The sequence below is a fragment of the Leyella stercorea genome (assembly GCF_019052365.1).
Taxonomy (GTDB): domain Bacteria; phylum Bacteroidota; class Bacteroidia; order Bacteroidales; family Bacteroidaceae; genus Prevotella.
On sequence record NZ_JAHQUY010000001.1, the window covers coordinates 79,277 to 101,150 of the forward strand.

The following is a 21,874-nucleotide window of genomic DNA, read 5'->3' on the forward strand; positions in this document are numbered from 1 at the left end:
AGATGAACATGAAAAAAATAATGCTTCTCGCCGCTGGCGCATTGCTGATGACCAGCTGCGGAATATACAATAAGTACGAGCGTCCCGAGGTGAACACCACGGGACTCGTACGCGACGTGCAGAGCAGCACCGACACACTCGCTGTCACCGACACCACAAGCTTCGGCAACCTCGCCTGGCGCACGGTGTTCACTGACCCGCAGTTGCAGTCGCTCATCGAGCAGGGCTTGAAGAGCAACACCAACCTGCTCAACGCCGCTCTCAACGTGAAGATGGTTGAGGACCAGCTCATGGTGGCTAAGCTCGCTTTCGTGCCGGGCTTCACCTTCTCGCCGCAAGGTACAATCGCTTCTTGGGACGGCAACCCCGCTACGAAGACCTACACGCTGCCTATTACCGCATCGTGGAGCGTAGACCTCTTCGGCAACCTTCTCAACCAGAAGCGTTCGGCACAGATGGCGCTGCTCGCTACGAAAGACTATCAGCTCGTAGTGCAGACAAAGGTTATCTCTAACATCGCCAACTTGTACTACACGCTGCTCATGCTCGACAAGCAGCTGCAGGTGGTAGACAATATGTCGAAGCTAACTGAGGAGACATGGAACATCATGAAGATTCAGAAGGAGCTTGGCCGCGTGAAGGAGACAAGCGTGCAGAGTGCTGAGGCTAACATGTATTCGGTTAAGGCTCAGGCAACGGAACTGAAGCGTCAGATTCGCGAGACGGAGAACTCGCTCTCGCTGCTGCTCGGTCAGCAGGCGCAGACCATCGCACGCGGCACGTTCGAAGGACAGCAGTTGCCGTCGGAGTTCTCTACAGGCATCGGCTTGCAGTTGCTTGCCAACCGTCCAGACGTTCACTATGCAGAGATGTCGCTCGCACAGTGCTTCTACGACGTGAACACAGCACGCTCTAAGTTCTATCCGAACATCACCATCTCGGGCACTGGCGCCTTCACCAACTCTGGCGGTATGGGCATCACCAACCCGGGCAAGTGGTTGCTCTCGGCTGTCGGCTCGCTCGTTCAGCCTATCTTCGCTCACGGTCAGCTCGTGGCTGGCTTGAAGGTGGCTAAGTCAAAGCAGGAGCAGGCTTTCAACACATGGCAGAACGCTGTGCTTTCAGCAGGCTCGGAGGTGAGCAACGCTCTCGTGCTCTACAACTCTTCGGCAGAGAAGAGCGCGCTGGAGGCTAAGCAGGTGGAGAGTCTGAAGAAGAACGTAGAGTACAACAAGATGCTCTTCAACGACGGATCGGCTACATATCTTGAGATAATCACCGCACAGCAGAGTCTGCTCAACGCAGAGCTCTCGAAGGTGCAGGACGACTTCTACAAGATGCAGGCTGTGGTTAACCTCTACTATGCACTCGGCGGAGGAAGATATTAAAACTCAAAACTCAAAATTATGATTAGTGAAAAAGCATATATAGCTCCGGGTGCGAAGATTGGCAAGAACGTTACGATCTATCCGTTCGCATACATCGAGGACGACGTGGTTATCGGCGACGACTGCGTAATCTATCCTTACGTGAGCATCATGCGCGGCACAATAATGGGCCGTGGCAACAAGGTTTATCAGAACACGGTGCTCGGCGCTGAGCCGCAGGACTTCAACCATAAGGGTGAGGCTACACGCCTCGTCATCGGCGACGAGAACATCTTCCGTGAGAATGTGGTTGTTAACCGCGCTACATTTACCAACGGCGAGACACGCATCGGCAACCGCAACTTCTTCATGGAGGGCGTGCATATCTCGCACGACACGAAGGTTGACGACTACATAACATTCGGTTATGGTACGAAGGTGGCAGGCGACTGTGAGGTTCACAGCGCAGCAATCTTCTCTTCTGGCGTCATCGTCAACTCGAACGTGCGCATCGGTGGTGCGTCGATGGTGACTGGCGGTGTGCGTATCTCGAAGGATGTGCCTCCGTTCATCGTGGCTACGGACAACCCCGTGCGCTACGCTGGCGTTAACGAGACGCTGCTGAAGTCGTCGGGCACAACCGAGAAGGTGATTGGTCATATCGCAAACGCTTATCGCCTCGTGTTCCACGGACAGACAAGCGTGTTCGACGCAATCAATCAGATTAAGGAGCAGGTGCCGGCAGGCAAGGAGATTACGGCTATCGTGAAGTTCCTTGAGAGCACTAAGCTCGGCATCATCAGCAAGCTGTAAGCCCCATGCGGCTTCGGCTGGTTCTGAACAACTGAAACATCAAAACACATATATTTCATACCTTTTATATATTAGTGTTGTTATTTCAATGAAAGCGGCAAGGTCGACGTGACGTCAACCTTGCCGCTATTTTTTGTGGTGAGGTGTTGAGATGTTGAGGTGTTGAGATTTGATGTTGTGATGTTGAGGTGTTGAGATGTTGAGGTGTTCAGTAACCGACGGTGCAAGCGAAGCCCGCGGCAATCACTCTGTCGCGAATTGCATCAAGCTCTGCGTGCGTAGCCTTGCGAAGAGTGGGGCAAGGCGTCTCGCGGTCGATAGTGTATATCATCACGCTGCTGGGCTTGATGCGTCGAACGGCGGCGAGCCAAGGCTCCACGAACGCCTCCGAAACGTTGTCAACACTTGCGCCGGCGTCGTCCGTGCCGTGCATGAACATGGTCTGCACGATGCAGTGTCCGTCGAACGATTCCATCTCCTTTATGATGTTCTCGACGTCGTACGACGGTTGCACGGGGCGGTCCACCTTATTAATATATTCAGCGCAGACCGTGTCGAGCTTCATTATGTTGTTGTCGACGAGTATCAGCGCGCGATGCACGTCGGGGCGGTGCGCCAACGTAGAATTGGTGAGCACCGACACGCGCGCCTCGGGATAGTAGGCGTCGCGCAGACGTATCGTGTCCTCGATGATAGGCAGGAAGTCGGGATGCGCTGTCGGTTCGCCGTTGCCCGAGAAGGTGATGACGTCGAGCTTCGAGCCCGCCGCGCGCATCTCCTTCAGCTTTTGCTCAAGCCGCTCTGCGATAAGTTCGCGCGAAGGTTGCGGTAGAGTAGGGCGGCGCAAGCGGTTGTAGCCCACCTCGCAGTAGATGCAGTCGAACGTGCATATCTTTCCGTCGCTCGGGTTGACGTTCACGCCGAGCGAAATGCCGAGTCGCCGACTGTGTATCGGTCCGACTATCGGCGAAGGATAGAGAATTGTTGCCATTATGTGTGCTTTTATAGTTATCCAAAGGTAGATAGTTTGTTTTATTAAAGGCATACGTATGGTGTTAATTGACGTTAATCCCTCTTTTTAACCGATATTTTTTTGTTATTTTGCAGGAAATTTGGTATAATATAGCCTTTTCGGAATGAGAAAGAAAAACAAGAAGACCCGCAGTCGTCACGGATTGCAGGCTGTAACGTTGTGCATTAGCACCGCAATGGTGCTTATCCTGTTAGGTTTGGTGGTGTTCTCAGTGTGCACCGCCCGCAATCTTTCTGCCTATGTGAAGCAGAACATCGTGGTGACGATGATGCTGCAGGACGATATGACGACAGGCGAGGCTCATCAGTTCTGCAACAAGCTGCAGGCGCGCCCGTACATCTGTTCGCTGCAGTACATCAGTAAGGAGCAGGCGCTGCGCGAAGGCATCAAGGCGCTGGGCACCGACCCTCGCGAGTTCGCCGAAGTGAACCCGTTCCTCTCGTCTATCGAGATAACGCTGAAGTCTGACTACGCCAATAGCGACTCGCTGCAGTTCATCTCTAAGGAGCTGAAAGCCTACCCTAAGGTGAGTGAGGTGAAGTATCAGAAGGACCTCATCGACAGCGTGAACGAGAACATCGCCAAGATAAGTCTTGTGCTGCTGGCGCTCGCCGTGCTGCTCACCATCGTGTCGTTCTCGCTCATCAACAACACCGTGCGTCTGAGCATCTATGCCCGCCGCTTCTCCATCCACACCATGAAACTCGTGGGTGCGTCGTGGGGCTTCATCCGTGCGCCGTTCGTGCGCCACTACGTGTTGCTCGGTCTGCTCGCTGCGCTCATAGCGTGCTGCGTGCTTGGCGGTGCTGTCTACGCTCTGTTCATGTACGAGCCAGACGTTCTCGACCTCATCACGTGGCAGGTGCTCGCCATAACAGCCGGTACGGTGGTTGTATTCGGTATCTTCATCACGGCTATCTGCTCGATAATATCGGTTAACAAGTTCCTGCGCATGAAGGCAGGCGACTTGTATAAGATATAATGTTGATGTGTTGAGGTGGTGAGATGTTGACATTACTTATATATACATATTATATATAGACACTACTTATACATATAGTCATTATTTGATAGAATATATTCATTCAATTTAAAATATAAACAAAGTGGATAAAAGAAATTACGCATTCGGTAAGATCAACTTCATTCTGATGGCTGTCGGAATGTTGGTTGTAATCCTTGGTTTTATACTTATGAGCGGTGGTGGAAGCGACGAGACCGTTTTCGACAACGATATCTTCAGCGTGCGCCGCGTGAAGGTGGCACCCGTAGTGTGCTTCCTCGGCTTCATCTCGATTATATATGCCATAATCAAAAAGCCGAAGGACGAATAAGTCTTAAGTGGGTGCTCTCAGGGGGTGCAGTTGTCTCAACTGCACCAACTAATTTGAAGGTACAAAAGAATGTACCCGCCGCTAGGTTGGTGCAGTTGTCTCAACTGCACCAACATTTTGAAGACACCAACGACTTGGTTGGTGCAGTTGAGACAACTGCACCCCCTGAGAGACAACTGCACCCCCTGATATCACCCCTGGCACCCTCGAATTAATAATTAATAATTAAAAATTAATAATTTAACAAATGGATTGGTTACAAGCATTGGTCCTTGGCATTATCCAGGGACTCACAGAATACTTGCCCGTTAGTAGCAGCGGCCACCTCGCAATCGGCTCGGCACTCTTCGGTGTGCAGGGCGAGGACAACCTTGCGTTCACCGTAATGGTGCACGTAGCAACAGTGCTCAGCACCCTCGTCATACTGTGGAAAGAAATCGACTGGATTCTGAAAGGACTCTTCAAGTTCGAGATGAACGCCGAGACAAAATACTTCCTCAATATCGTCGTTTCGATGATTCCGGTAGGCATCGTAGGTGTGTTCTTCAAGGACTATGTCGAGGAAATCTTCGGTTCGGGTCTGCTCATCGTGGGCTGCTGTCTGCTTCTCACAGCCTTGCTGCTCACATTCTCCTATTTCGCCAAGCCGCGTCAGCGCGAGCATATCTCTATGAAGGACGCCTTCATCATCGGTCTTGCCCAAGCTGCAGCCGTGCTGCCCGGACTCTCGCGCTCAGGTTCTACCATTGCTACCGGCTTGCTGCTTGGCAACAAGAAGGAGAATCTCGCCCAGTTCTCGTTCCTTATGGTCATTCCGCCCATACTCGGCGAGGCGTTGCTCGACGTTTTGAAGGCAGCTAAGGGCGAAGACGCGTTCGCTGGCATCGACACACTGCCCCTCGTTGTTGGCTTCGTGGCTGCATTCGTCAGCGGATGCATCGCCTGCAAGTGGATGATCAACATCGTGAAGCGCGGCAAACTCGTTTGGTTCGGCGTATATTGCGCCATTGCAGGTGCCGTGACCATCGTTTGCTCTTTACTATAAAAATCAACAACAAATAATGAATTTCACCAAAGGCGAAGTCATCGCCATAAACAAACCCCTTGGCATGACCAGCTTCTGTGCCTTGGCAATAGTGCGAAAGCGCATCTGCGTACGCCTCGGGGTGAAGAAGATAAAGATAGGCCATGCCGGAACCCTTGACCCGCTTGCTTCGGGCGTGCTCGTGCTCTGCACCGGCAAGTTCACGAAGCGCATTGAGGAGTTTCAGATGCACGGCAAGGAGTACACAGCCACCATCCAGCTCGGCGCAACAACGCCCAGCTACGACATGGAGCATCCCGTGAACGCCACATATCCCACAGACGGTATCACACGCGAACGCATAGAAGAAGTTCTGAAGCAGTTCGTGGGCGACATCGAGCAGATTCCGCCGACATTCTCGGCGTGCAAGGTGGGCGGACAGCGCTCCTACGACCTGCGCCGAAAGGGTCAGGACGTGGAGCTGAAGCCGAAGCAGATACACATCGACGAGATAGAGCTCACGGCGTTCGACCCCGAAACGATGCAGATGTCGATACGTGTGGCGTGTGGAAAGGGCACATACATCCGCGCCTTGGCACGCGACATCGGTCGTGCGCTCAACTCCGGCGGCTATCTCATGGCTCTCTGCCGCACACGCTCTGGCGATCAGCGCGTGGAGAACTGCATCGAGCTCGACAAGTTCGAGGAGTGGCTCGCCAATCAGACAATAGAAACCAGTGAAGATGAATAAATAAAAACTACTATGAAGTTATCACAGTTCAAGTTTAAGTTACCAGAAGAGCTCATCGCTCTTTATCCGCATAGCATTTACCGCGAGTTCGAAAACGACAAAGGCGAGAAGGAGACCTTCCGCATCACACGTCGTGACGAGTGTCGCCTGATGGTGCTGCACAAGAAGTCGCAGACCATCGAAATGTACAAGAAAGACGCCGACGGCAACCCCATCGAGGGCGAGTATCTCGACTTCCGCAACGTGCTCGACTACTTCGACGAGCACGACACGTTCATCTTCAACGACACAAAGGTGTTCCCCGCGCGCCTCTACGGCACAAAGGAGAAGACCGACGCGAAGATTGAGGTGTTCCTGCTGCGCGAACTCAATGAGGAGATGCGCCTATGGGACGTGCTCGTAGAGCCAGCACGCAAGATACGTATCGGCAACAAGCTGTTCTTCGACGACTCGGGCACTATGGTGGCTGAGGTTATCGACAATACAACCAGCCGCGGACGCACGCTCCGCTTCCTCTACGACTGTCCGCACGACGAGTTCAAGCGCGAGCTTTACGCTCTCGGCGAGGCTCCGCTGCCACGCTACATCCTCGACCGCCGCCCCGACAAGCGCAGCACAGAGGACGACTTCGACGACTTCCAGTGCATCTTCGCCAAGCACGAGGGCGCCGTTACGGCTCCGGCTACCGGCTTGCACTTCTCGCGCGAGCTGATGAAGCGCATGGAGATTCGCGGCATCAACTTCGCCTATATCACGCTCCACTGCGGTTTGGGCAACTTCCACGACATCGAAGTGGAAGACCTTACAAAGCATAAGATGGACTCGGAGCAGATGCGTGTAGACGCCGACTGCTGCAAGCTCGTCAACGACACGAAGCGTGCTGGTCACCGCGTGTGCGCCGTTGGCACAAGCGTCGTTAAGGCTACAGAGACCGCTGTCGGCACCGACGGTATGTTGAAGGAATACGACGGCTGGACTAACAAGTTCATCTTCCCGCCGTACGACTTCGGACTCGCCGACTCGATGATCTCTAACTTCTACCATCCGTACTCAACACTCCTCATGGAGACATGCGCTTTCGGCGGTTACGACCTCGTAATGGAGGCTTACAACCTCGCCGTTAAGCACGGCTTCAAGTTCGGTTCGTACGGCGACGCCCTGCTCATCGTTAACGACTAAGCCGCACTTATGCACAAGGTGTATCTTTCGCTCGGCTCCAATCTCGGCGACCGCGAGGCTACGATGCGCAGCGCCATTGAGATGCTCAACGAACGCGCTGGAACGGTAGACCGCCAGTCGTCGTTCATCGAGACTGAGCCGTGGGGATTTGAGTCGGCAAACCGATTCATGAACATGTGCGTGCGCCTGCTCACCGCCTTGCAGCCCGCAGAACTGCTCGAAGCAACAAAGCAGATTGAGCGCGAGCTGGGCAGAACGCAGAAGTCGGTAGACGGACAATATCACGACCGCCCCATCGACATCGACATCCTTATGTACGACGACCTGCAACTCTCTACGCCCGACCTTACGCTGCCGCATCCGCACATGCAGGAGCGCGACTTCGTTATGGTGCCGCTGAGAGAAATCTTATAATATAGTGAGAGAAATCTCATAATATCGAGGGCGTCAAAACTACAGTATTGCGATAAAAAGCTAACTGTAGTTTTGACACGCCCTCTTTTTTTTGCTCCGTTTGTTGCGTTTTGTCATCGTATACCGAACGCCGTCCGATCAGATTGCGTCCGCCGCCCGATCGGATTGCGTCCGCCGTCCGATCAGATTGCGTTCGCCGCCCGATCAGATTGCGTTCGCCGCCCGATCAGATTGCGTTCGCTGCCCGATCAGATTGCGTTCGCCATCCAATCAGATTGCGTTCGCCAGTAGGAGGGTGGAGCTTTGAAACTCTCTGTTTTTTTTATCCTAACAATGTGTTCATATATAAACTGCTAACTATCAATCGATAAATATTTTTTTCAAAAAAGATAACTTTTGTTTGGCGAAAAACATGATTATAAGTATATTTGCAGAATAATTGTAGCAATCAATTAATAATCATACAAACATAATTATGAAGAAATCTTTACTTTTGACTGCGGCTCTTGTTATGGCAACAACAGCTGCCAACGCACAGCCGTTTGTTGAAGGCGTTCCGTTCAGCGCACGCCAGTTCGGCAAGCACCTCGTGCCAGCACTTAACGCACAGGCTCAGCCTTCAAAGCTGCGCGCTGAGAAGAAAAGCAACTATTACTTGCGTCCTGAAGGTGCATTGTTCCAGACTTCTGATAAGACAGGTCAGCTTTGGGGTACAGTGTATATGTATGTTCCGGGTGCTTACGACGTAAAGTTCAAGAAGCAGGGCTCGGATGCTTATGTTTGGCATCAGAACACCTTCGACTATTACGGCGATGTAACTGTTAACGATTGCTCAAGCAAAACAGATTATTATTATAAGATTGACGCAAACGGCGACTTCAACTTGAAGAGTCTGTTTGATGGAAGCGACGCTGTTCCAACACTTGTTTGCAATACCGACTCGTTCCTCCTTGCTTCTGAGAATCCTTACTTCGGCAACCCCGGCGACCCAGGCAAACACGAATCATTGGCTTTGATGTACTATTATCCGCGCGTATATTCTGGTATCGACCAAGCTAACCGCCGCGTGACTCCGCTTTCATACACTATGGACCAGGTTAGCGAATTGTTCTTCGGTGGCATGGACAACGAGTACGTATATGGCTCGGGTACGTTCACACAGGACGGAGCTAAATACACCGCCACCGGCGTTTATCAGTATTTCGACAAACCGATGGCTCCGCTGGTCGTAGAAGATATCTTCATTCCGGTTATCTCTAAGGGCTATTATCCTATCGCGAAGGGCAAGTCGCTGCGTATGCAGATCCACAACGTGATAGAGCAGGACGGCCAGCGCATTCCTGGCGAAAAGATTCTCTACGAACTCACAGCTACAGAGTCTGAGACTATCGACGTAGGCAGCGTTCCGTACGACGATAACACAAGCTACAACGCCTTCACACTCGTGTTCACAAAGAAGAACGCTGAGGGCAAGGCAGAGCGCTTCACAATCGACGAGCCGTTCTACGTAGTTATCGACGGACTCGACAAGGAAGGCATCGACTGCGGCTTTGAGGTCAGCGAGTTGCCTTACTATTACGACAACTTCGACTCGGCTGTAGGCATGTGGAGCAAGGACGGCAGTCCGGCTTTCTTCAGCCTCTACAAGGACGTTGCGCTGAAGGTGTCGTTCTCGGCTAAGTACGACTACTGCAACCCGATGTACTACGTCCTCAACGGACGTGAGGAGAACTACGGCGTTGTGAAGATGGACAACGACGGCACAAGCGGCAAGACTCTCATTCCTGGCGATTTGGTCTTCGACGGTCCGGCTATCAAGACTAACGACAGCTGGTTCGACGCCAACAACGAGCCTAACTACACCGTAACTTGCGACGCCGACTGGGTTAAGTCAATCACTGCCGACACAAAGACATGGGCTGAATACGACATCACCGTGCTCAAGGTGGTATGCGACCCGCTGCCTGAGGGCGTTAGCGGACGCAAGTGCGAGCTCCACGTTCAGGGCAAGACCTGCAAGTCGACATATCCTATCGAGGTTCTGCAGGGCAATGCAGAGGCAGGCGTCAACGGCGTGACAGTTAACGTGGCACGCGACGGCAAGACATACAACATCGGCGGACAGCGCGTGGCTGACGACACAAAGGGCCTCGTAATCCGCAACGGCAAGAAATATCTGAACAAGTAAGAATCCTAACTTCTATTTCGTAATTAGAAACAAAAAGGGGTGCGCAAGTTGCTCTGCAACCGCACCCCTATATATAAAAAGGTGCGAAGATTGCGCTGCAACCGCACTCGTATATATAATATAATGTATAATAATTAGAGAGAGTTAATTAATAAGATAAATAACTTAAACAATATGATTATGAGAAAAACACTTAGAGTACTTCTCTCTGCGGTGCTGGCAGCCACAACGTTGGTTCCGTCGGCAACAAACGCGCAGACTCCGTCTACGGGCGGACCGTACGACATCCCGTATTCATGTCTTTGGAACGACCCGACTGTGCTGTCTACCAAGGAGTGGACCGTTGAAGACAAGAACAACGACGGCATCACTTGGGGATTCAGCAACGACGTGCCCGGCAGTTTCATTAGTTATGTAGGCACTACGCAAAAGCAGGATGCCGACGACTGGCTCGTTAGTCCGTACTTGGCATTCGAGGCAGGCAAGACTTATAAGATTGAGACTGGCGGTTTCAAGGCTGCAGGCGGTGCACAGCAGTTGTCTGTGGCTGTCGGCACAGGCGACGACCCCACAACATACAAGGTTGTAGGCGACTACACCATCTCTGCTACATACGGCGTCGGTAGCGCTACACCAGTTGAAGGCGAGTTCATTGCTCCTACAACCGGTAAGTATCGCGTAGCGTTCCATTGCACCAGCAACCAGCGCGCTTATCTCCTTCTCCTTCCGGTGAAGGTGTTTGCCGAGGCAGCTTTGGCTGTGCGCCCGGCAGCAGTAAACGACCTCAACGTAGAGGTTGGCGCCAAGGGTAAAGTGTCGGCTAAGGTGTCGTTCACAACACCGTCTACCGACTATGCAGGCAATAAGCTCTCTGGTCTTACACGCGTTCAGCTCTATCGCGACTATGTGCAGGTGAAGAACTACGACGCTCCTGCTGTAGGCACAAAGATAGAGTGGCAGGACGACGAGGTAGTTACCGGCGAACATTCATACAGCGTAGTAGCTACAGCCAACGACTTGCGTAGCGACGAAGTTGTAAAGAAGGTGTATGTTGGTTACGACCGTCCGCTTCCTCCGCAGAACATCAAGATCTACGACCACCTCAACGGCAAGGCTACCATCACATGGGACCCCGTTTCAGAAGTTGGTATGCATGGTGGATATGTAGATCCGAAGACAGCAGAATACTGCGTGAATACACTTTATTATGGTTATCTTCAGCCGGTGGAGCAAGGTCTTACAACTACAAAGTGTGTTGTAAACGATGTTAACTACGACGGTGCTCAGGGTGCTGTGCAGTATGCACTTCAGACCTTCGTAGACAGCCCGACATCCGACACAGCCGTAGTCAGCGACTATGGACGTGAAGCATTCGTCATTGGTCTGGCACACCCGATTCCTTACTACGAGTCGTTCGCTAACAAGAGCCTTCAGAAGGGTCCGTGGATTATCGACGCCAACTGTTCAGGCAAGTTCGGTCTTTCAGAAGACAGCCAGGACGACGACGCAGGCGCACTCGTGTTCAACCCGTCAACAGGCAGCACTTTGGCTTGCATCCAGGGTCCGAAGGTAGACATCTCTAAGGCAGGCAACCCGCAGCTCGTATTCTGGTACTACGCATATCCTGGCACCGACGGCAAGATAACCGTAAAGGTTAACCGCAACGGTCAGGAGATGAAGGAAGTAGGAACCGTCGATTACAGCAAGCTCAGCGGTTCAATTGGCTGGCGTTCTGTATCGTTCGACCTCGCTGGCGTTAGCAACGCAGGCGTAGAGAACGGCTACATCCGTCCTTACTTCTACGCAGAAGGACTTTCTACAAGCCTCTTAATCGACAATATCAAGATTTACGACGCTGTCGACAACAACCTCTCTGCTGAGCTCGATGCTCCTGCACACGTGCAGAACGGCAAGGTGACTGTAGTGAACGTAAAGGTTACTAACCTCGGCACAGCAAAGGCAAGCGGCTACAAGGTACACCTCTATGTAGACGGCAAGAAGTATGAGACAGAAGAGGGTGAAGACCTCGAGCCGAACGCACAAGCTACATACGAGTTCGCATTCACACCGAAACTCGGCGCAAAGAGCTTCAAGGTGAGCGGCGAAGTAGAGTGGGCTGCAGACGCATTCCAGGACAACAACAAGACTGATGAGGCAACAGTAGGCATCGTTAAGTCGCCGCTTCCGGCAGTCAGCGACCTCGCTGCTTCAGCCAAGGGCGTGCTCACATGGTCGTCGATGAATGTTGACGGCGCTGTGGTTAAGGACGACTTCGAGACATACACACCGTGGTCTATCAACAACGTAGGCGACTGGACACTCTACGACGGCGACAAGGGCACTGTATATACCTTCGGTGGTATCCAGCACCCGAACTCAGGCGTAGCACAGGCTTACATCGTCTTTAACCCGTGGCAGGTGAGCGGCATCACAGGCAGCAACTGGCAGATGTTTGCAGACATCTTCGCGCCTCACTCTGGCGAGCAGTCGATGATGTCAACCGGCACCACAATCGACACCGGCACACCTACCAACAACTGGCTCATCACTCCGGAGCTTTCGGGCGAGGAGCAGACCGTTTCGTTCTGGGTTAACGCTCCTGGCGACGAGGTAAGCCGCGGCGAGCAGTATCCGAACTCAGGTCCTGAGACATTCGACCTCTACTACTCTGAGGACGACACCAACCCCAACTCGTTCATCAAGATCAACAAGGACTCTTACGAGGCTGTTTACGACTGGAAGCAGTACAACATCGACCTTCCTGAGGGTGCTAAGTACTTCGCTATCGTACACACAAGCACTGGTTCGTTGACATCTTACAACTACGAGCCCGACCGTGTATGTGTTGACGATGTTACATACCGTGCAGGCGGCTTGCGTGTAATGGGCTACAACGTATATCGCGACGGCGTTCTCGTTAAGAAGCTCGACAGCAAGACCACAACCTGGACCGACGACAACTACGCTAACGACAACGGCTACGGCGCAGGCAACCACAAGTACAACGTAATCGTGGTTTACGCTAACGGCGAGTCTGACGTGTCTAACACAGCTTACGTAGGCGACCCTGCTGCAGGCATCGGTCTCGTAACAGTTGAAGGCGCAAAGGCAGACAACCGCGTATATACCGTAGACGGACAGTACGTAGGCAAGAGCCTCCAGAACCTCAACAAGGGTCTCTACATCCAGAACGGCAAGAAGGTTGTAGTGAAGTAATTTGCAAAAAATAGTTAAGATATAAATTAAATGCGGGTGCAAATGGTCTGACTTTCAATAAAAAGTCGTACCTTTGCACCCGCATTTTGCACAAATAACAATTTAATTTTTAAAGTTCTATGTATTTAGATCAGGCAAAAAAACAAGAGATCTTTGGACAGTACGGAAAGTCTAACACTGATACTGGTTCAGCTGAGAGCCAGATAGCATTGTTCTCATACCGTATTTCCCATTTGACGGAACATCTTAAGAAGAACCGTAAAGATTATACTACCGCACGTTCTTTGACACAGCTGGTAGGAAAGCGCCGCGCATTGCTTAACTATCTGTACGACCGCGACATCAATCGCTACCGTGCAATCATCAAGGCCCTCGGCCTCCGTAAGTAATCCGCACAAAGGAAACAAGGTCCCGCGTACTCAAAGAGAACGCGGGATTTTTTTTGTATTTATACTACTTGTCTGAAAAAAAAGTAGTAACTTTGCAGAAGTTTTTTAAGGTATATAAAATGCAAGATATTAGAAACATTGCGATTATCGCCCATGTCGACCATGGAAAGACCACGCTTGTCGACAAGATGATGTTGGCGGGCAAGCTGTTCCGTGACGGCCAGGATAACAGTGGCCAGGTATTGGACTCCAACGACCTGGAACGAGAACGAGGAATAACTATCCTTTCCAAGAACGTTTCAATCAACTGGAAAGGCACAAAAATCAATATTATTGACACCCCGGGTCACTCCGATTTCGGTGGTGAGGTAGAGCGCGTGCTCAACATGGCAGACGGTTGTATTCTGCTTGTTGACGCATTCGAAGGACCGATGCCGCAGACACGCTTCGTGCTGCAGAAGGCGCTTCAGATCGGTCTGAAGCCGATCGTTGTTGTGAACAAGGTTGACAAGCCCAACTGCCGCCCAGAGGAAGTGTACGAAATGGTGTTCGACCTCATGTTCTCACTCAACGCTACCGAAGACCAGCTCGACTTCCCCGTTGTTTACGGTTCGGCAAAGAACGGCTGGATGGCTGAGGACTATAACGCCCCGACAGACAATATCGACTATCTGCTCGACAAGATTGTAGAAGTGATACCCGCACCGAAAGTGCTTGATGGTACGCCGCAGATGCTCATCACATCGCTCGACTACTCAAGCTACACCGGTCGTATCGCCGTAGGTCGCGTTCACCGCGGCACGCTCAAGGAAGGCATGAACATAACCATCTCTCACCGCGACGGCACTCAGGAGAAGACACGCATCAAGGAAATACACGTGTTCGAGGGAATGGGACAGAAGAAGGTAGACGAGGTTCACTCTGGCGACATCTGCGCCATCGTAGGTCTGGAGCGCTTCGAAATCGGCGACACCATCTGCGACTTCGAGAACCCCGAGCCGCTGCCTCCTATTGCTATCGACGAGCCTACCATGAGTATGCTCTTCACCATCAACGACTCGCCGTTCTTCGGTAAGGAAGGCAAGTTCGTTACATCACGCCACATCAACGACCGCTTGCAGAAGGAGCTTGAGAAGAACCTTGCGCTGCGCGTGCGTCCGTTCGAGGACACCACGGATAAGTGGATCGTAAGCGGACGCGGTGTGCTCCACCTCTCTGTGCTCATCGAGACAATGCGTCGCGAGGGCTACGAGCTTCAGGTAGGTCAGCCGCAGGTAATCTACAAGGAGATTGACGGTGTGAAGTGCGAGCCTATCGAGGAACTTACTATCAACGTGCCCGAGGAGTTCTCGAGCAAGATGATTGATATGGTGACACGCCGCAAGGGCGAGATGACATCTATGCAGACCCTCGGCGACCGCGTAGACATCGAGTTCGATATACCGTCGCGCGGCATTATCGGTCTGCGCACCAACGTGCTCACAGCGAGCCAGGGCGAGGCTATCATGGCCCACCGCTTCAAGGAGTACCAGCCGTACAAGGGCGAGATTACACGCCGTATGAACGGTTCGATGATTGCGCTCGAGACCGGCACAGCCTATGCTTACTCTATCGACAAGCTGCAGGATCGCGGCAAGTTCTTCATCGATCCGGGTGAGGAAGTGTACGCAGGTCAGGTGGTAGGCGAGCACGTTCACGACAACGACCTCGTCATCAACGTTACGAAGGCAAAGCAGCTCACCAACGTTCGTGCCAGCGGTTCTGACGAGAAGGCGCGCGTGATACCGAAGGTGGTGATGAGTCTTGAGGAGTGCCTCGAGTACATCAAGGGCGACGAGCTCGTGGAGGTTACTCCGAAGAGCATGCGTATGCGCAAGGTCATTCTCGACCATCTCAGCCGCAAGCGCAGCAACAAAGACTAATTTCTTGTATCGAAATATATACAACAACGGGTGTTCCAAGACTGTGAAGTCATGGGACACCTTTTTTCGTATCAAATGCTTGCTTTTATGGAATTAATTTGTTACATTTGCGGCATGGGAATAGAAAAGATACGAAAAGTCATATGTAGTTTATGATAAACGTTAGTGATGAGAAATGGAAGAGTCTGCCGAAAGTAAATGACAGACTCAATGAGAGATACGGCGCACCCGGCACCCCTTCGCGCGATGCTTTCGAGGCACGCGCCAAGGCGTGGTATTACGCCGAGTTGCTGAAAGAAGAGCGCAAGCGCCAGAAGCTTACGCAGCAGCAGCTTGCCGACAAGATTGGCAAGAAGCGCGAGTATATATCTACTATAGAGCGTGGCAACAGCGACATGCAGATGTCTACGTTCCTGCAGATAGCCTCTGCGTTAGGACTGCGTTTCTCGCTCGTGGTGGGCTGACGGCAAATTAATGTGCGGGTGGGCTGACAACAAGTTGGTTAAACCACGCGCCCGAACACAATAATAACGGCTGTTCGGCGTTTATTATTCAGAAAGTGAAAACGTAAACGAACATGAAAGAAATGAAGAAAAGAACAATATTGTTGGGCCTTGCCGCAGGCGTGCTGCCGGCAATGGCACAACCAAAGGTCGGCACCGTATCCGTGCTGCCACGTGTGGGTGTGGTTCTCGCCAATCTGCCCGGCGACAATATTTATATAGCCGGTGGAGTCGGCGACAACATGACTTACTCGGCACGCTACAAGGCAGGCCTGATGGCAGGTGTCGACATCGACTGGCAGTTCATGCCCAGCCTCTCTGCCACCATCGGTGCGCAGTACGTGCAGCAAGGCGCCAAGTACGGCAACGACGGCTACAAGGTGCAGGTGTCGGAAGGCGTGTACAAAGGCACGGGCTACAGCGACTGGAGCACGCAGCTCCATTACATCAACGTGCCTTTGATGCTCAACGCCTACCTCGGTACGGGCTTTGCCGTTAAAGCCGGTGTGCAGATAGGCTTCTCGCTCTCGGGCAAGATGAAGTACACCGAGCAGCAGTACACGATGACGAAAGATGACGTGAAGTATGAGAAACCCGAACACGTGAAATATGACCTGAACTCAACGCTTACAAAAGTGACATTCGCTATTCCCGTCGGTGTGAGCTACGAGTTCTCTAACGTCATCCTCGACGCGCGCTATAACATCGGACTCACACAGTTCCAGAACATTGACGGCTTCGAGTCGTCGAAGAACCGTGTGTTCACGTTCAGCGTAGCCTATCGTTTGGAACTATAAAAACCTGCGACGTCGCCAAAACCAGAACATCAACCGAACAACAATGGAAAAGAAGATAGTAGTCTGCTGCGCCATCATCGTAGCAGGAACATACATACTCTCGCGCTCGTGGTCGATGACCATCGGCGTGGCTCTGCTGCTCTACGCCCTCGACGCCTACCTCACGGCTTGGGTGAAGAAGAAGGACGAGCAGTATTACGGAAAAAAGAAAAAGGAAGAAGATGGAGAAACTCATTAAACTATATACAGAATGGAGTGGGGCGGAACCCGTCAGCACCGAGCAGCTCGCCGGAGCCGGCAGCAACCGCCAGTATTACCGCTTCACCTCTGAGGACGGCACCACCGTCATCGGCGTCGTAGGCACCAGTCGCGACGAGAATCACGCCTTTGTTTATCTCGCCGAGCACTTCGAGCAGCGCCAGTTGCCCGTGCCGCACATACTCGCACAGAGCGCCGACGGACTGCGCTATCTGCAGACCGACCTCGGCTCAACCTCGCTCTTCGACGCCATACGCGGCGGACGCGAGGCAGGCGGCAGATACAACCAGCACGAGAAGCAGCTGCTGAAAGCCACCATACGTCAGTTGCCGAACATACAGATACGCGGAGCGCGCGGACTCGACTGGCAGAACTGCTATCCGCAGCCCGAGTTCGACGAGGACAGCGTGCTCTTCGACCTCAACTACTTCAAGTATTGCTTCCTGAAGCCTTCGGGTCTCGACTTCCACGAACTGAAGCTCGAGGCTAACTTCCGCCTCTTCGCCAAGGACCTCACCGCCGAGAACATCGACTCGTTCCTCTACCGCGACTTCCAGGCGCGCAACGTGATGCTCGACGCCGAGGGCAATCCGCATTTCATCGACTTCCAGGGCGGCAGACGCGGTCCGTTCTACTACGACCTCGCCTCGTTCCTCTGGCAGGCGTCGGCACGCTACAGCGACAAGCTGCGCCGCGAACTCGTAGCCGAATACTACGACGCGCTGAAGCAGTACACCGAGGTGCCGTCGCTGCGCCACTTCGTCCACCGACTGAGCCTCTTCGTGCTCTTCCGCACACTGCAGGTGCTCGGCGCATACGGTTTCCGCGGCTACTTCGAGCGCAAGAAGCACTTCCTCGACTCCATTCCGCCGGCTATGGACAACCTGCGTGCGCTGCTTAAGCTGGGCGAGCAGGTGTTCCCCTATCCGTACATGATGGACATGCTGCGCCGACTCACCGAGATGCCGCGCTACGCTCATATCGAGGAGCCGGCTGTGTCGCGCGCCGACGGCTACAAGACCACCGACAAGAACGTCTACGCGGCTCATCCGCAGGACGGACCAGCTACGTTCTCCAAGTACGACGGCAAGGGACCGCTGCGCGTGCGCGTCTTCAGCTTCTCCTATCGCAAGGGCATACCAGCCGACGAGTCGGGCAACGGCGGAGGATACGTGTTCGACTGCCGCTCTACGCACAACCCCGGACGCTATGAGCCCTACAAGAAACTCACCGGACTCGACGAGCCCGTGATACGATTCCTCGAGGATGACGGCGAGATACTCACCTTCCTCGACAGCGTATACAAGCTCGCCGACGCACACGTGCAGCGATACATCGACCGCGGCTTCACCGACCTGATGTTCTCCTTCGGTTGCACCGGTGGACAGCATCGCAGCGTCTACTCGGCGCAGCATCTCGCTGAGCATCTGCACGAGAAGTTCGGAATAGAAGTGCACGTCTGCCACAGAGAGCAAGGCATAGAGCAGACACTTCTGTAGAATTTATAGCGCATTCGTTTTGCTGTTTGGCGGATTTTGAGTAATTTTGTAGGCAACATATTTATAACGACATCTATGATGCAAGCAATGATTTTCGCGGCAGGAATGGGCACTCGCCTTAAACCGCTCACCGACACTATGCCAAAGGCGTTGGTGAGGGTAGGTGGTGAGCCGCTCATAAAGCACGTAATACAAAATCTCTCTGAGGCTGGCGTTGACCGCATTGTTGTCAACGTGCACCACTTTGCGCAACAGATAATCGACTATCTTACAGAAAACGACAACTTCGGGCTCGATATACGCATCTCCGACGAGTCAGCCGGACTGCTCGAGACGGGCGGTGGCATAAAGCATGCCGCACAGCTCTTCGCCCCCGACGCCCCGATACTCATACATAACGTGGACATCCTGAGCAACGTAGACCTGCGACGCTTCTATCAGCGCGCCGGCGGACTGCTCAAGGCTGACGCTTCAACTCCGACTTCAGCTGACGCTCCCGACGCGTTGCTCCTCGTGAGTGAGCGCAAGACGCAGCGCTATCTGCTCTTCGACGACACGATGCGCCTCGTCGGTTGGACCAATATCGCCACGGGCGAAGTGAAGAGTCCGTACCCCGACCTCGACCCTAAGGCTTGCCGCATGTACGCTTTCGCCGGCATACACGCCCTCTCGCCCCGTATGCTGCCTTTGATGCAGCAGTTCCCCGACCGCTTCAGCATCATCGACTTCTACCTGCAGACCTGCGCCACCCATCGCATCGAAGGCTTCGCCAAAGACAACCTCCTGCTGATGGATATCGGCAAACTCGACACGCTGGCACAAGCAGAGGAGTTCCTGTTAAAAGTAAAAAGCCCCTCCCAACCCTCCCCGTCGGGGAGGGCTTGAGAATCACAAGGCTTAGTTCGGCCTATCCCCCAAGGGCTTAGGAAGGCTTGAGAAGGCTTAGTTCGGCTTAAACGCCGCCTACCCTCGGCTTAAACGCTGCCTACCTTCGGCTTAACCGCCGCCTTCCCTCGGCTTAATCGCCGCCTAAAGAAGAAAAAAGAAACATCGAATACAAACAATAAAACCAACCAAAGTAATGCAACAGAAGATAATAATTCTTGATTTCGGTTCGCAGACCACGCAGCTCATTGGCCGCCGTGTGCGCGAGCTTGATACCTTCTGCGAGATTATGCCCTACAACAAGTTCCCGAAGGACGACCCCTCTGTCATCGGCGTCATCCTCAGCGGAAGCCCCTTCTCGGTTCACGACAAGGAGGCGTTCAAGGTAGACCTTAGCCAGTTCGTAGGACGCATCCCGGTGCTTGGCATCTGCTACGGCGCACAGTACATCTCTTACGCCGGCGGCGGAAAGGTGGAGGCAGCCGACTCTCGCGAGTACGGACGTGCCAACCTCGAGCACTTCGACGCCGAGAACCCCTTGTTCAAAGGCTTCGTGCAGAACTCGCAGGTATGGATGAGCCACGGCGACACCATCACCGCCATCCCAGAAGACTTTAAGTGCATCGCTTCTACAGCCAACGTGAAGTATGCAGCTTACGCTTCTACAAAGCAGCCGGTATGGGCAGTGCAGTTCCACCCCGAGGTGTTCCACTCGCTGCAGGGCACACAGCTCCTGAAGAACTTCGTGGTAGACATCTGCGGAAGCCGTCAGGACTGGAGCGCCGACTCGTTCGTAGAGACAACCGTAGCTGAGCTCAAGGCGCAGCTCGGCGACGACAAGGTGATCCTCGGACTCTCGGGCGGTGTCGACTCAAGCGTAGCAGCCGTACTCCTCAACAAGGCTATCGGCAGCAACCTCACATGTATCTTCGTCGATCACGGCATGCTCCGCAAGAACGAGTTCCGCGACGTAATGGAAGACTACAAGTGTCTCGGTCTTAACGTTATCGGCGTAGACGCAAGCGAGAAGTTCTTCTCAGACCTCGCAGGCGTTACCGACCCCGAACAGAAGCGCAAGATCATCGGTCGCGACTTCGTTGAGGTGTTCAACGCTGAGGCTAAGAAGCAGACCGGCGCAAAGTGGCTTGCTCAGGGCACAATCTACCCCGACCGCATCGAGTCGCTCAACATCACAGGCAAGGTAATCAAGAGCCACCACAACGTAGGTGGTCTGCCTAAGGAGATGAACCTCAAGCTCTGCGAGCCGCTCAAGTGGCTCTTTAAGGACGAGGTTCGCCGCGTAGGTCGCTCAATGGGCATGCCCGAGCACCTCATCACACGCCATCCGTTCCCAGGACCGGGCTTGGCTGTGCGCATCCTTGGCGACATCACTCCCGAGAAGGTACGCATCCTCCAGGATGCCGACGACATCTATATCCGCGGTCTGCGCGAGTATAAGACAAAGCTCTCTGGCGATGACGCACGTCGCGTACTTGCTGCCGGCGTCCCTGCCGACATGCACGACGGCGAGATTGAGGTTTCGCTCTACGACCAGATTTGGCAGGCAGGCACAGTGCTCCTCTCTACCGTACGCTCAGTAGGCGTAATGGGCGACGAGCGCACATACGAGCACCCCGTTGCTCTCCGTGCCGTTACCTCTACCGACGCTATGACAGCCGACTGGGCTCACCTGCCTTACGACTTCATGGCTAAGGTGTCTAACGAGATCATCAACAAGGTGCGCGGCGTCAACCGCGTATGCTACGACATCTCGTCTAAGCCGCCATCAACAATCGAGTGGGAGTAAAATTATAACTGGAAGATAGGCTGGAAGATTTCGCTTTTTAAAGCAAATCTTCCAGCCTTTATTGTGCTCTAAATGTGAGAGTTGCAGCGCTGCTGGAAGATATGGCAGTTTTTTTTCACTAACAAAAAAACAAGGGCAATCTTTATAGACTGCCCTTGTCAAATATTATCTATGTTGATGACATATTTATTTAATTTAAGATGAATACTATTTGCTTAAATTCACATCTATTTTACCACCGTTGCTATTATCATCATTTTGCTCGGTTGGTTCTGTACTTAAACAGCCTCTTGATGCTAATTCAATAATTATGGTCAGCTCTGGACAGTCCTTCTCCATCCGGAACCCGGACTTTGTGCAGGTCGGATTTCGGTCGGTTATGAAGATACTGTCATTACCTTCATGAATCACCCATGTCTCATTCTTAAAGGTACTTGGATATCGTGCCAATAGACTATCAATAGCCATCAAAAGAAGGGAAATGGAGAATGTTCA

General features: G+C 52.9%; 19 protein-coding genes and 1 riboswitch. Of the genes, 18 read left to right on the forward strand and 1 reads right to left on the reverse strand.

Annotation, left to right across the window (positions count from 1 at the left end; translation table 11 throughout):
• The first annotated feature begins 2 nt into the window (after positions 1-2).
• Positions 3-1,388: an efflux transporter outer membrane subunit gene (locus KTQ90_RS00310; RefSeq protein WP_217316769.1), complete on the forward strand. Its 1,386-nt coding sequence runs from the start codon at positions 3-5 to the stop codon at positions 1,386-1,388.
• Positions 1,389-1,406: 18 nt separating this feature from the next.
• Entirely contained in the window at positions 1,407-2,180 is a 774-nt protein-coding gene (gene lpxA / locus KTQ90_RS00315; protein ID WP_217316770.1) for an acyl-ACP--UDP-N-acetylglucosamine O-acyltransferase, read from the forward strand.
• Between the two features lie 208 nt (positions 2,181-2,388).
• Here the strand turns inward: lpxA and KTQ90_RS00320 are convergent, their stop codons facing one another.
• Positions 2,389-3,171: a radical SAM protein gene (locus tag KTQ90_RS00320; RefSeq protein WP_217316771.1), complete on the reverse strand. Its 783-nt coding sequence runs from the start codon at positions 3,169-3,171 to the stop codon at positions 2,389-2,391.
• A 145-nt stretch (positions 3,172-3,316) separates the two neighbouring features.
• On the opposite strand from KTQ90_RS00320, the gene KTQ90_RS00325 reads away from it, so the two are divergent.
• The 16 genes from KTQ90_RS00325 to guaA all read left to right on the forward strand — a co-directional run bounded on the left by KTQ90_RS00325 (position 3,317) and on the right by guaA (position 21,379).
• Positions 3,317-4,195 (forward strand): cell division protein FtsX, encoded by an 879-nt coding sequence (locus KTQ90_RS00325; protein WP_217316772.1) that lies wholly within the window; start codon positions 3,317-3,319, stop codon positions 4,193-4,195.
• A 124-nt stretch (positions 4,196-4,319) separates the two neighbouring features.
• Positions 4,320-4,547 carry a DUF3098 domain-containing protein gene (locus KTQ90_RS00330; RefSeq protein WP_217316773.1) on the forward strand — a complete coding sequence of 76 codons (228 nt, stop codon included), beginning with the start codon at positions 4,320-4,322 and terminating at the stop codon, positions 4,545-4,547.
• Positions 4,548-4,794: 247 nt separating this feature from the next.
• A complete protein-coding gene (locus KTQ90_RS00335) occupies positions 4,795-5,592 on the forward strand; it encodes an undecaprenyl-diphosphate phosphatase (protein WP_217316774.1) in 798 nt (265 codons plus the stop codon).
• A gap of 16 nt (positions 5,593-5,608) precedes the next feature.
• Positions 5,609-6,322 (forward strand): tRNA pseudouridine(55) synthase TruB, encoded by a 714-nt coding sequence (truB, locus tag KTQ90_RS00340; protein WP_217316775.1) that lies wholly within the window; start codon positions 5,609-5,611, stop codon positions 6,320-6,322.
• A gap of 12 nt (positions 6,323-6,334) precedes the next feature.
• Positions 6,335-7,501 carry a tRNA preQ1(34) S-adenosylmethionine ribosyltransferase-isomerase QueA gene (queA, locus tag KTQ90_RS00345; RefSeq protein WP_022158375.1) on the forward strand — a complete coding sequence of 389 codons (1,167 nt, stop codon included), beginning with the start codon at positions 6,335-6,337 and terminating at the stop codon, positions 7,499-7,501.
• Between the two features lie 9 nt (positions 7,502-7,510).
• Positions 7,511-7,915 (forward strand): 2-amino-4-hydroxy-6-hydroxymethyldihydropteridine diphosphokinase, encoded by a 405-nt coding sequence (gene folK / locus KTQ90_RS00350; RefSeq protein ID WP_217316776.1) that lies wholly within the window; start codon positions 7,511-7,513, stop codon positions 7,913-7,915.
• Positions 7,916-8,390: 475 nt separating this feature from the next.
• Positions 8,391-10,103, forward strand: coding sequence for a hypothetical protein (locus tag KTQ90_RS00355; RefSeq protein ID WP_217316777.1), 1,713 nt, complete (start codon positions 8,391-8,393; stop codon positions 10,101-10,103).
• A gap of 180 nt (positions 10,104-10,283) precedes the next feature.
• The gene (locus tag KTQ90_RS00360) at positions 10,284-13,319 is read left to right on the forward strand and encodes a choice-of-anchor J domain-containing protein (protein WP_217316778.1); all 3,036 of its coding nucleotides are present in this window, start codon (positions 10,284-10,286) and stop codon (positions 13,317-13,319) included.
• A gap of 119 nt (positions 13,320-13,438) precedes the next feature.
• Positions 13,439-13,708 (forward strand): 30S ribosomal protein S15, encoded by a 270-nt coding sequence (gene rpsO / locus KTQ90_RS00365; protein ID WP_022158379.1) that lies wholly within the window; start codon positions 13,439-13,441, stop codon positions 13,706-13,708.
• A 119-nt stretch (positions 13,709-13,827) separates the two neighbouring features.
• On the forward strand, positions 13,828-15,630 hold the full coding sequence (gene typA / locus KTQ90_RS00370) for a translational GTPase TypA (protein ID WP_217316779.1): 1,803 nt from the start codon (positions 13,828-13,830) through the stop codon (positions 15,628-15,630).
• A 152-nt stretch (positions 15,631-15,782) separates the two neighbouring features.
• Complete coding sequence (locus tag KTQ90_RS00375; RefSeq protein WP_217316780.1) at positions 15,783-16,094, forward strand: helix-turn-helix transcriptional regulator; 312 nt, start codon at positions 15,783-15,785, stop codon at positions 16,092-16,094.
• A gap of 122 nt (positions 16,095-16,216) precedes the next feature.
• On the forward strand, positions 16,217-16,930 hold the full coding sequence (locus KTQ90_RS00380; protein ID WP_217316781.1) for a porin family protein: 714 nt from the start codon (positions 16,217-16,219) through the stop codon (positions 16,928-16,930).
• A 43-nt stretch (positions 16,931-16,973) separates the two neighbouring features.
• A complete protein-coding gene (locus tag KTQ90_RS00385; protein WP_217316782.1) occupies positions 16,974-17,168 on the forward strand; it encodes a hypothetical protein in 195 nt (64 codons plus the stop codon).
• Positions 17,152-18,687 (forward strand): RapZ C-terminal domain-containing protein, encoded by a 1,536-nt coding sequence (locus KTQ90_RS00390; protein WP_217316783.1) that lies wholly within the window; start codon positions 17,152-17,154, stop codon positions 18,685-18,687. The genes KTQ90_RS00385 and KTQ90_RS00390 overlap by 17 nt, the downstream gene beginning before the upstream one ends.
• 75 nt (positions 18,688-18,762) lie before the next feature.
• Positions 18,763-19,572, forward strand: a complete 810-nt coding sequence (locus tag KTQ90_RS00395; protein WP_217316784.1) for a nucleotidyltransferase family protein — start codon at positions 18,763-18,765, stop codon at positions 19,570-19,572.
• Positions 19,573-19,768: 196 nt separating this feature from the next.
• Positions 19,769-21,379 (forward strand): glutamine-hydrolyzing GMP synthase, encoded by a 1,611-nt coding sequence (gene guaA / locus KTQ90_RS00400; protein ID WP_217316785.1) that lies wholly within the window; start codon positions 19,769-19,771, stop codon positions 21,377-21,379.
• 201 nt (positions 21,380-21,580) lie between these two features.
• A riboswitch (SAM-I-IV-variant riboswitch) is annotated at positions 21,581-21,681 on the reverse strand.
• Positions 21,682-21,874 lie beyond the last annotated feature (193 nt).

Excerpts from the sequence above, each read along its gene's own strand:
- KTQ90_RS00360 (WP_217316778.1), top strand. The coding sequence starts at position 10,284 with ATGAGAAAAACACTTAGAGTACTTCTCTCTGCGGTGCTGGCAGCCACA.
- KTQ90_RS00355 (WP_217316777.1), top strand. The coding sequence starts at position 8,391 with ATGAAGAAATCTTTACTTTTGACTGCGGCTCTTGTTATGGCAACAACA.
- queA (WP_022158375.1), top strand. The coding sequence starts at position 6,335 with ATGAAGTTATCACAGTTCAAGTTTAAGTTACCAGAAGAGCTCATCGCT.
- KTQ90_RS00310 (WP_217316769.1), top strand. The coding sequence starts at position 3 with ATGAACATGAAAAAAATAATGCTTCTCGCCGCTGGCGCATTGCTGATG.
- typA (WP_217316779.1), top strand. The coding sequence starts at position 13,828 with ATGCAAGATATTAGAAACATTGCGATTATCGCCCATGTCGACCATGGA.
- KTQ90_RS00320 (WP_217316771.1), bottom strand. The coding sequence starts at position 3,171 with ATGGCAACAATTCTCTATCCTTCGCCGATAGTCGGACCGATACACAGT.
- rpsO (WP_022158379.1), top strand. The coding sequence starts at position 13,439 with ATGTATTTAGATCAGGCAAAAAAACAAGAGATCTTTGGACAGTACGGA.
- KTQ90_RS00395 (WP_217316784.1), top strand. The coding sequence starts at position 18,763 with ATGATGCAAGCAATGATTTTCGCGGCAGGAATGGGCACTCGCCTTAAA.
- KTQ90_RS00375 (WP_217316780.1), top strand. The coding sequence starts at position 15,783 with ATGATAAACGTTAGTGATGAGAAATGGAAGAGTCTGCCGAAAGTAAAT.
- folK (WP_217316776.1), top strand. The coding sequence starts at position 7,511 with ATGCACAAGGTGTATCTTTCGCTCGGCTCCAATCTCGGCGACCGCGAG.
- KTQ90_RS00335 (WP_217316774.1), top strand. The coding sequence starts at position 4,795 with ATGGATTGGTTACAAGCATTGGTCCTTGGCATTATCCAGGGACTCACA.
- guaA (WP_217316785.1), top strand. The coding sequence starts at position 19,769 with ATGCAACAGAAGATAATAATTCTTGATTTCGGTTCGCAGACCACGCAG.
- KTQ90_RS00380 (WP_217316781.1), top strand. The coding sequence starts at position 16,217 with ATGAAGAAAAGAACAATATTGTTGGGCCTTGCCGCAGGCGTGCTGCCG.
- lpxA (WP_217316770.1), top strand. The coding sequence starts at position 1,407 with ATGATTAGTGAAAAAGCATATATAGCTCCGGGTGCGAAGATTGGCAAG.
- KTQ90_RS00385 (WP_217316782.1), top strand. The coding sequence starts at position 16,974 with ATGGAAAAGAAGATAGTAGTCTGCTGCGCCATCATCGTAGCAGGAACA.
- KTQ90_RS00325 (WP_217316772.1), top strand. The coding sequence starts at position 3,317 with ATGAGAAAGAAAAACAAGAAGACCCGCAGTCGTCACGGATTGCAGGCT.
- KTQ90_RS00390 (WP_217316783.1), top strand. The coding sequence starts at position 17,152 with ATGGAGAAACTCATTAAACTATATACAGAATGGAGTGGGGCGGAACCC.
- truB (WP_217316775.1), top strand. The coding sequence starts at position 5,609 with ATGAATTTCACCAAAGGCGAAGTCATCGCCATAAACAAACCCCTTGGC.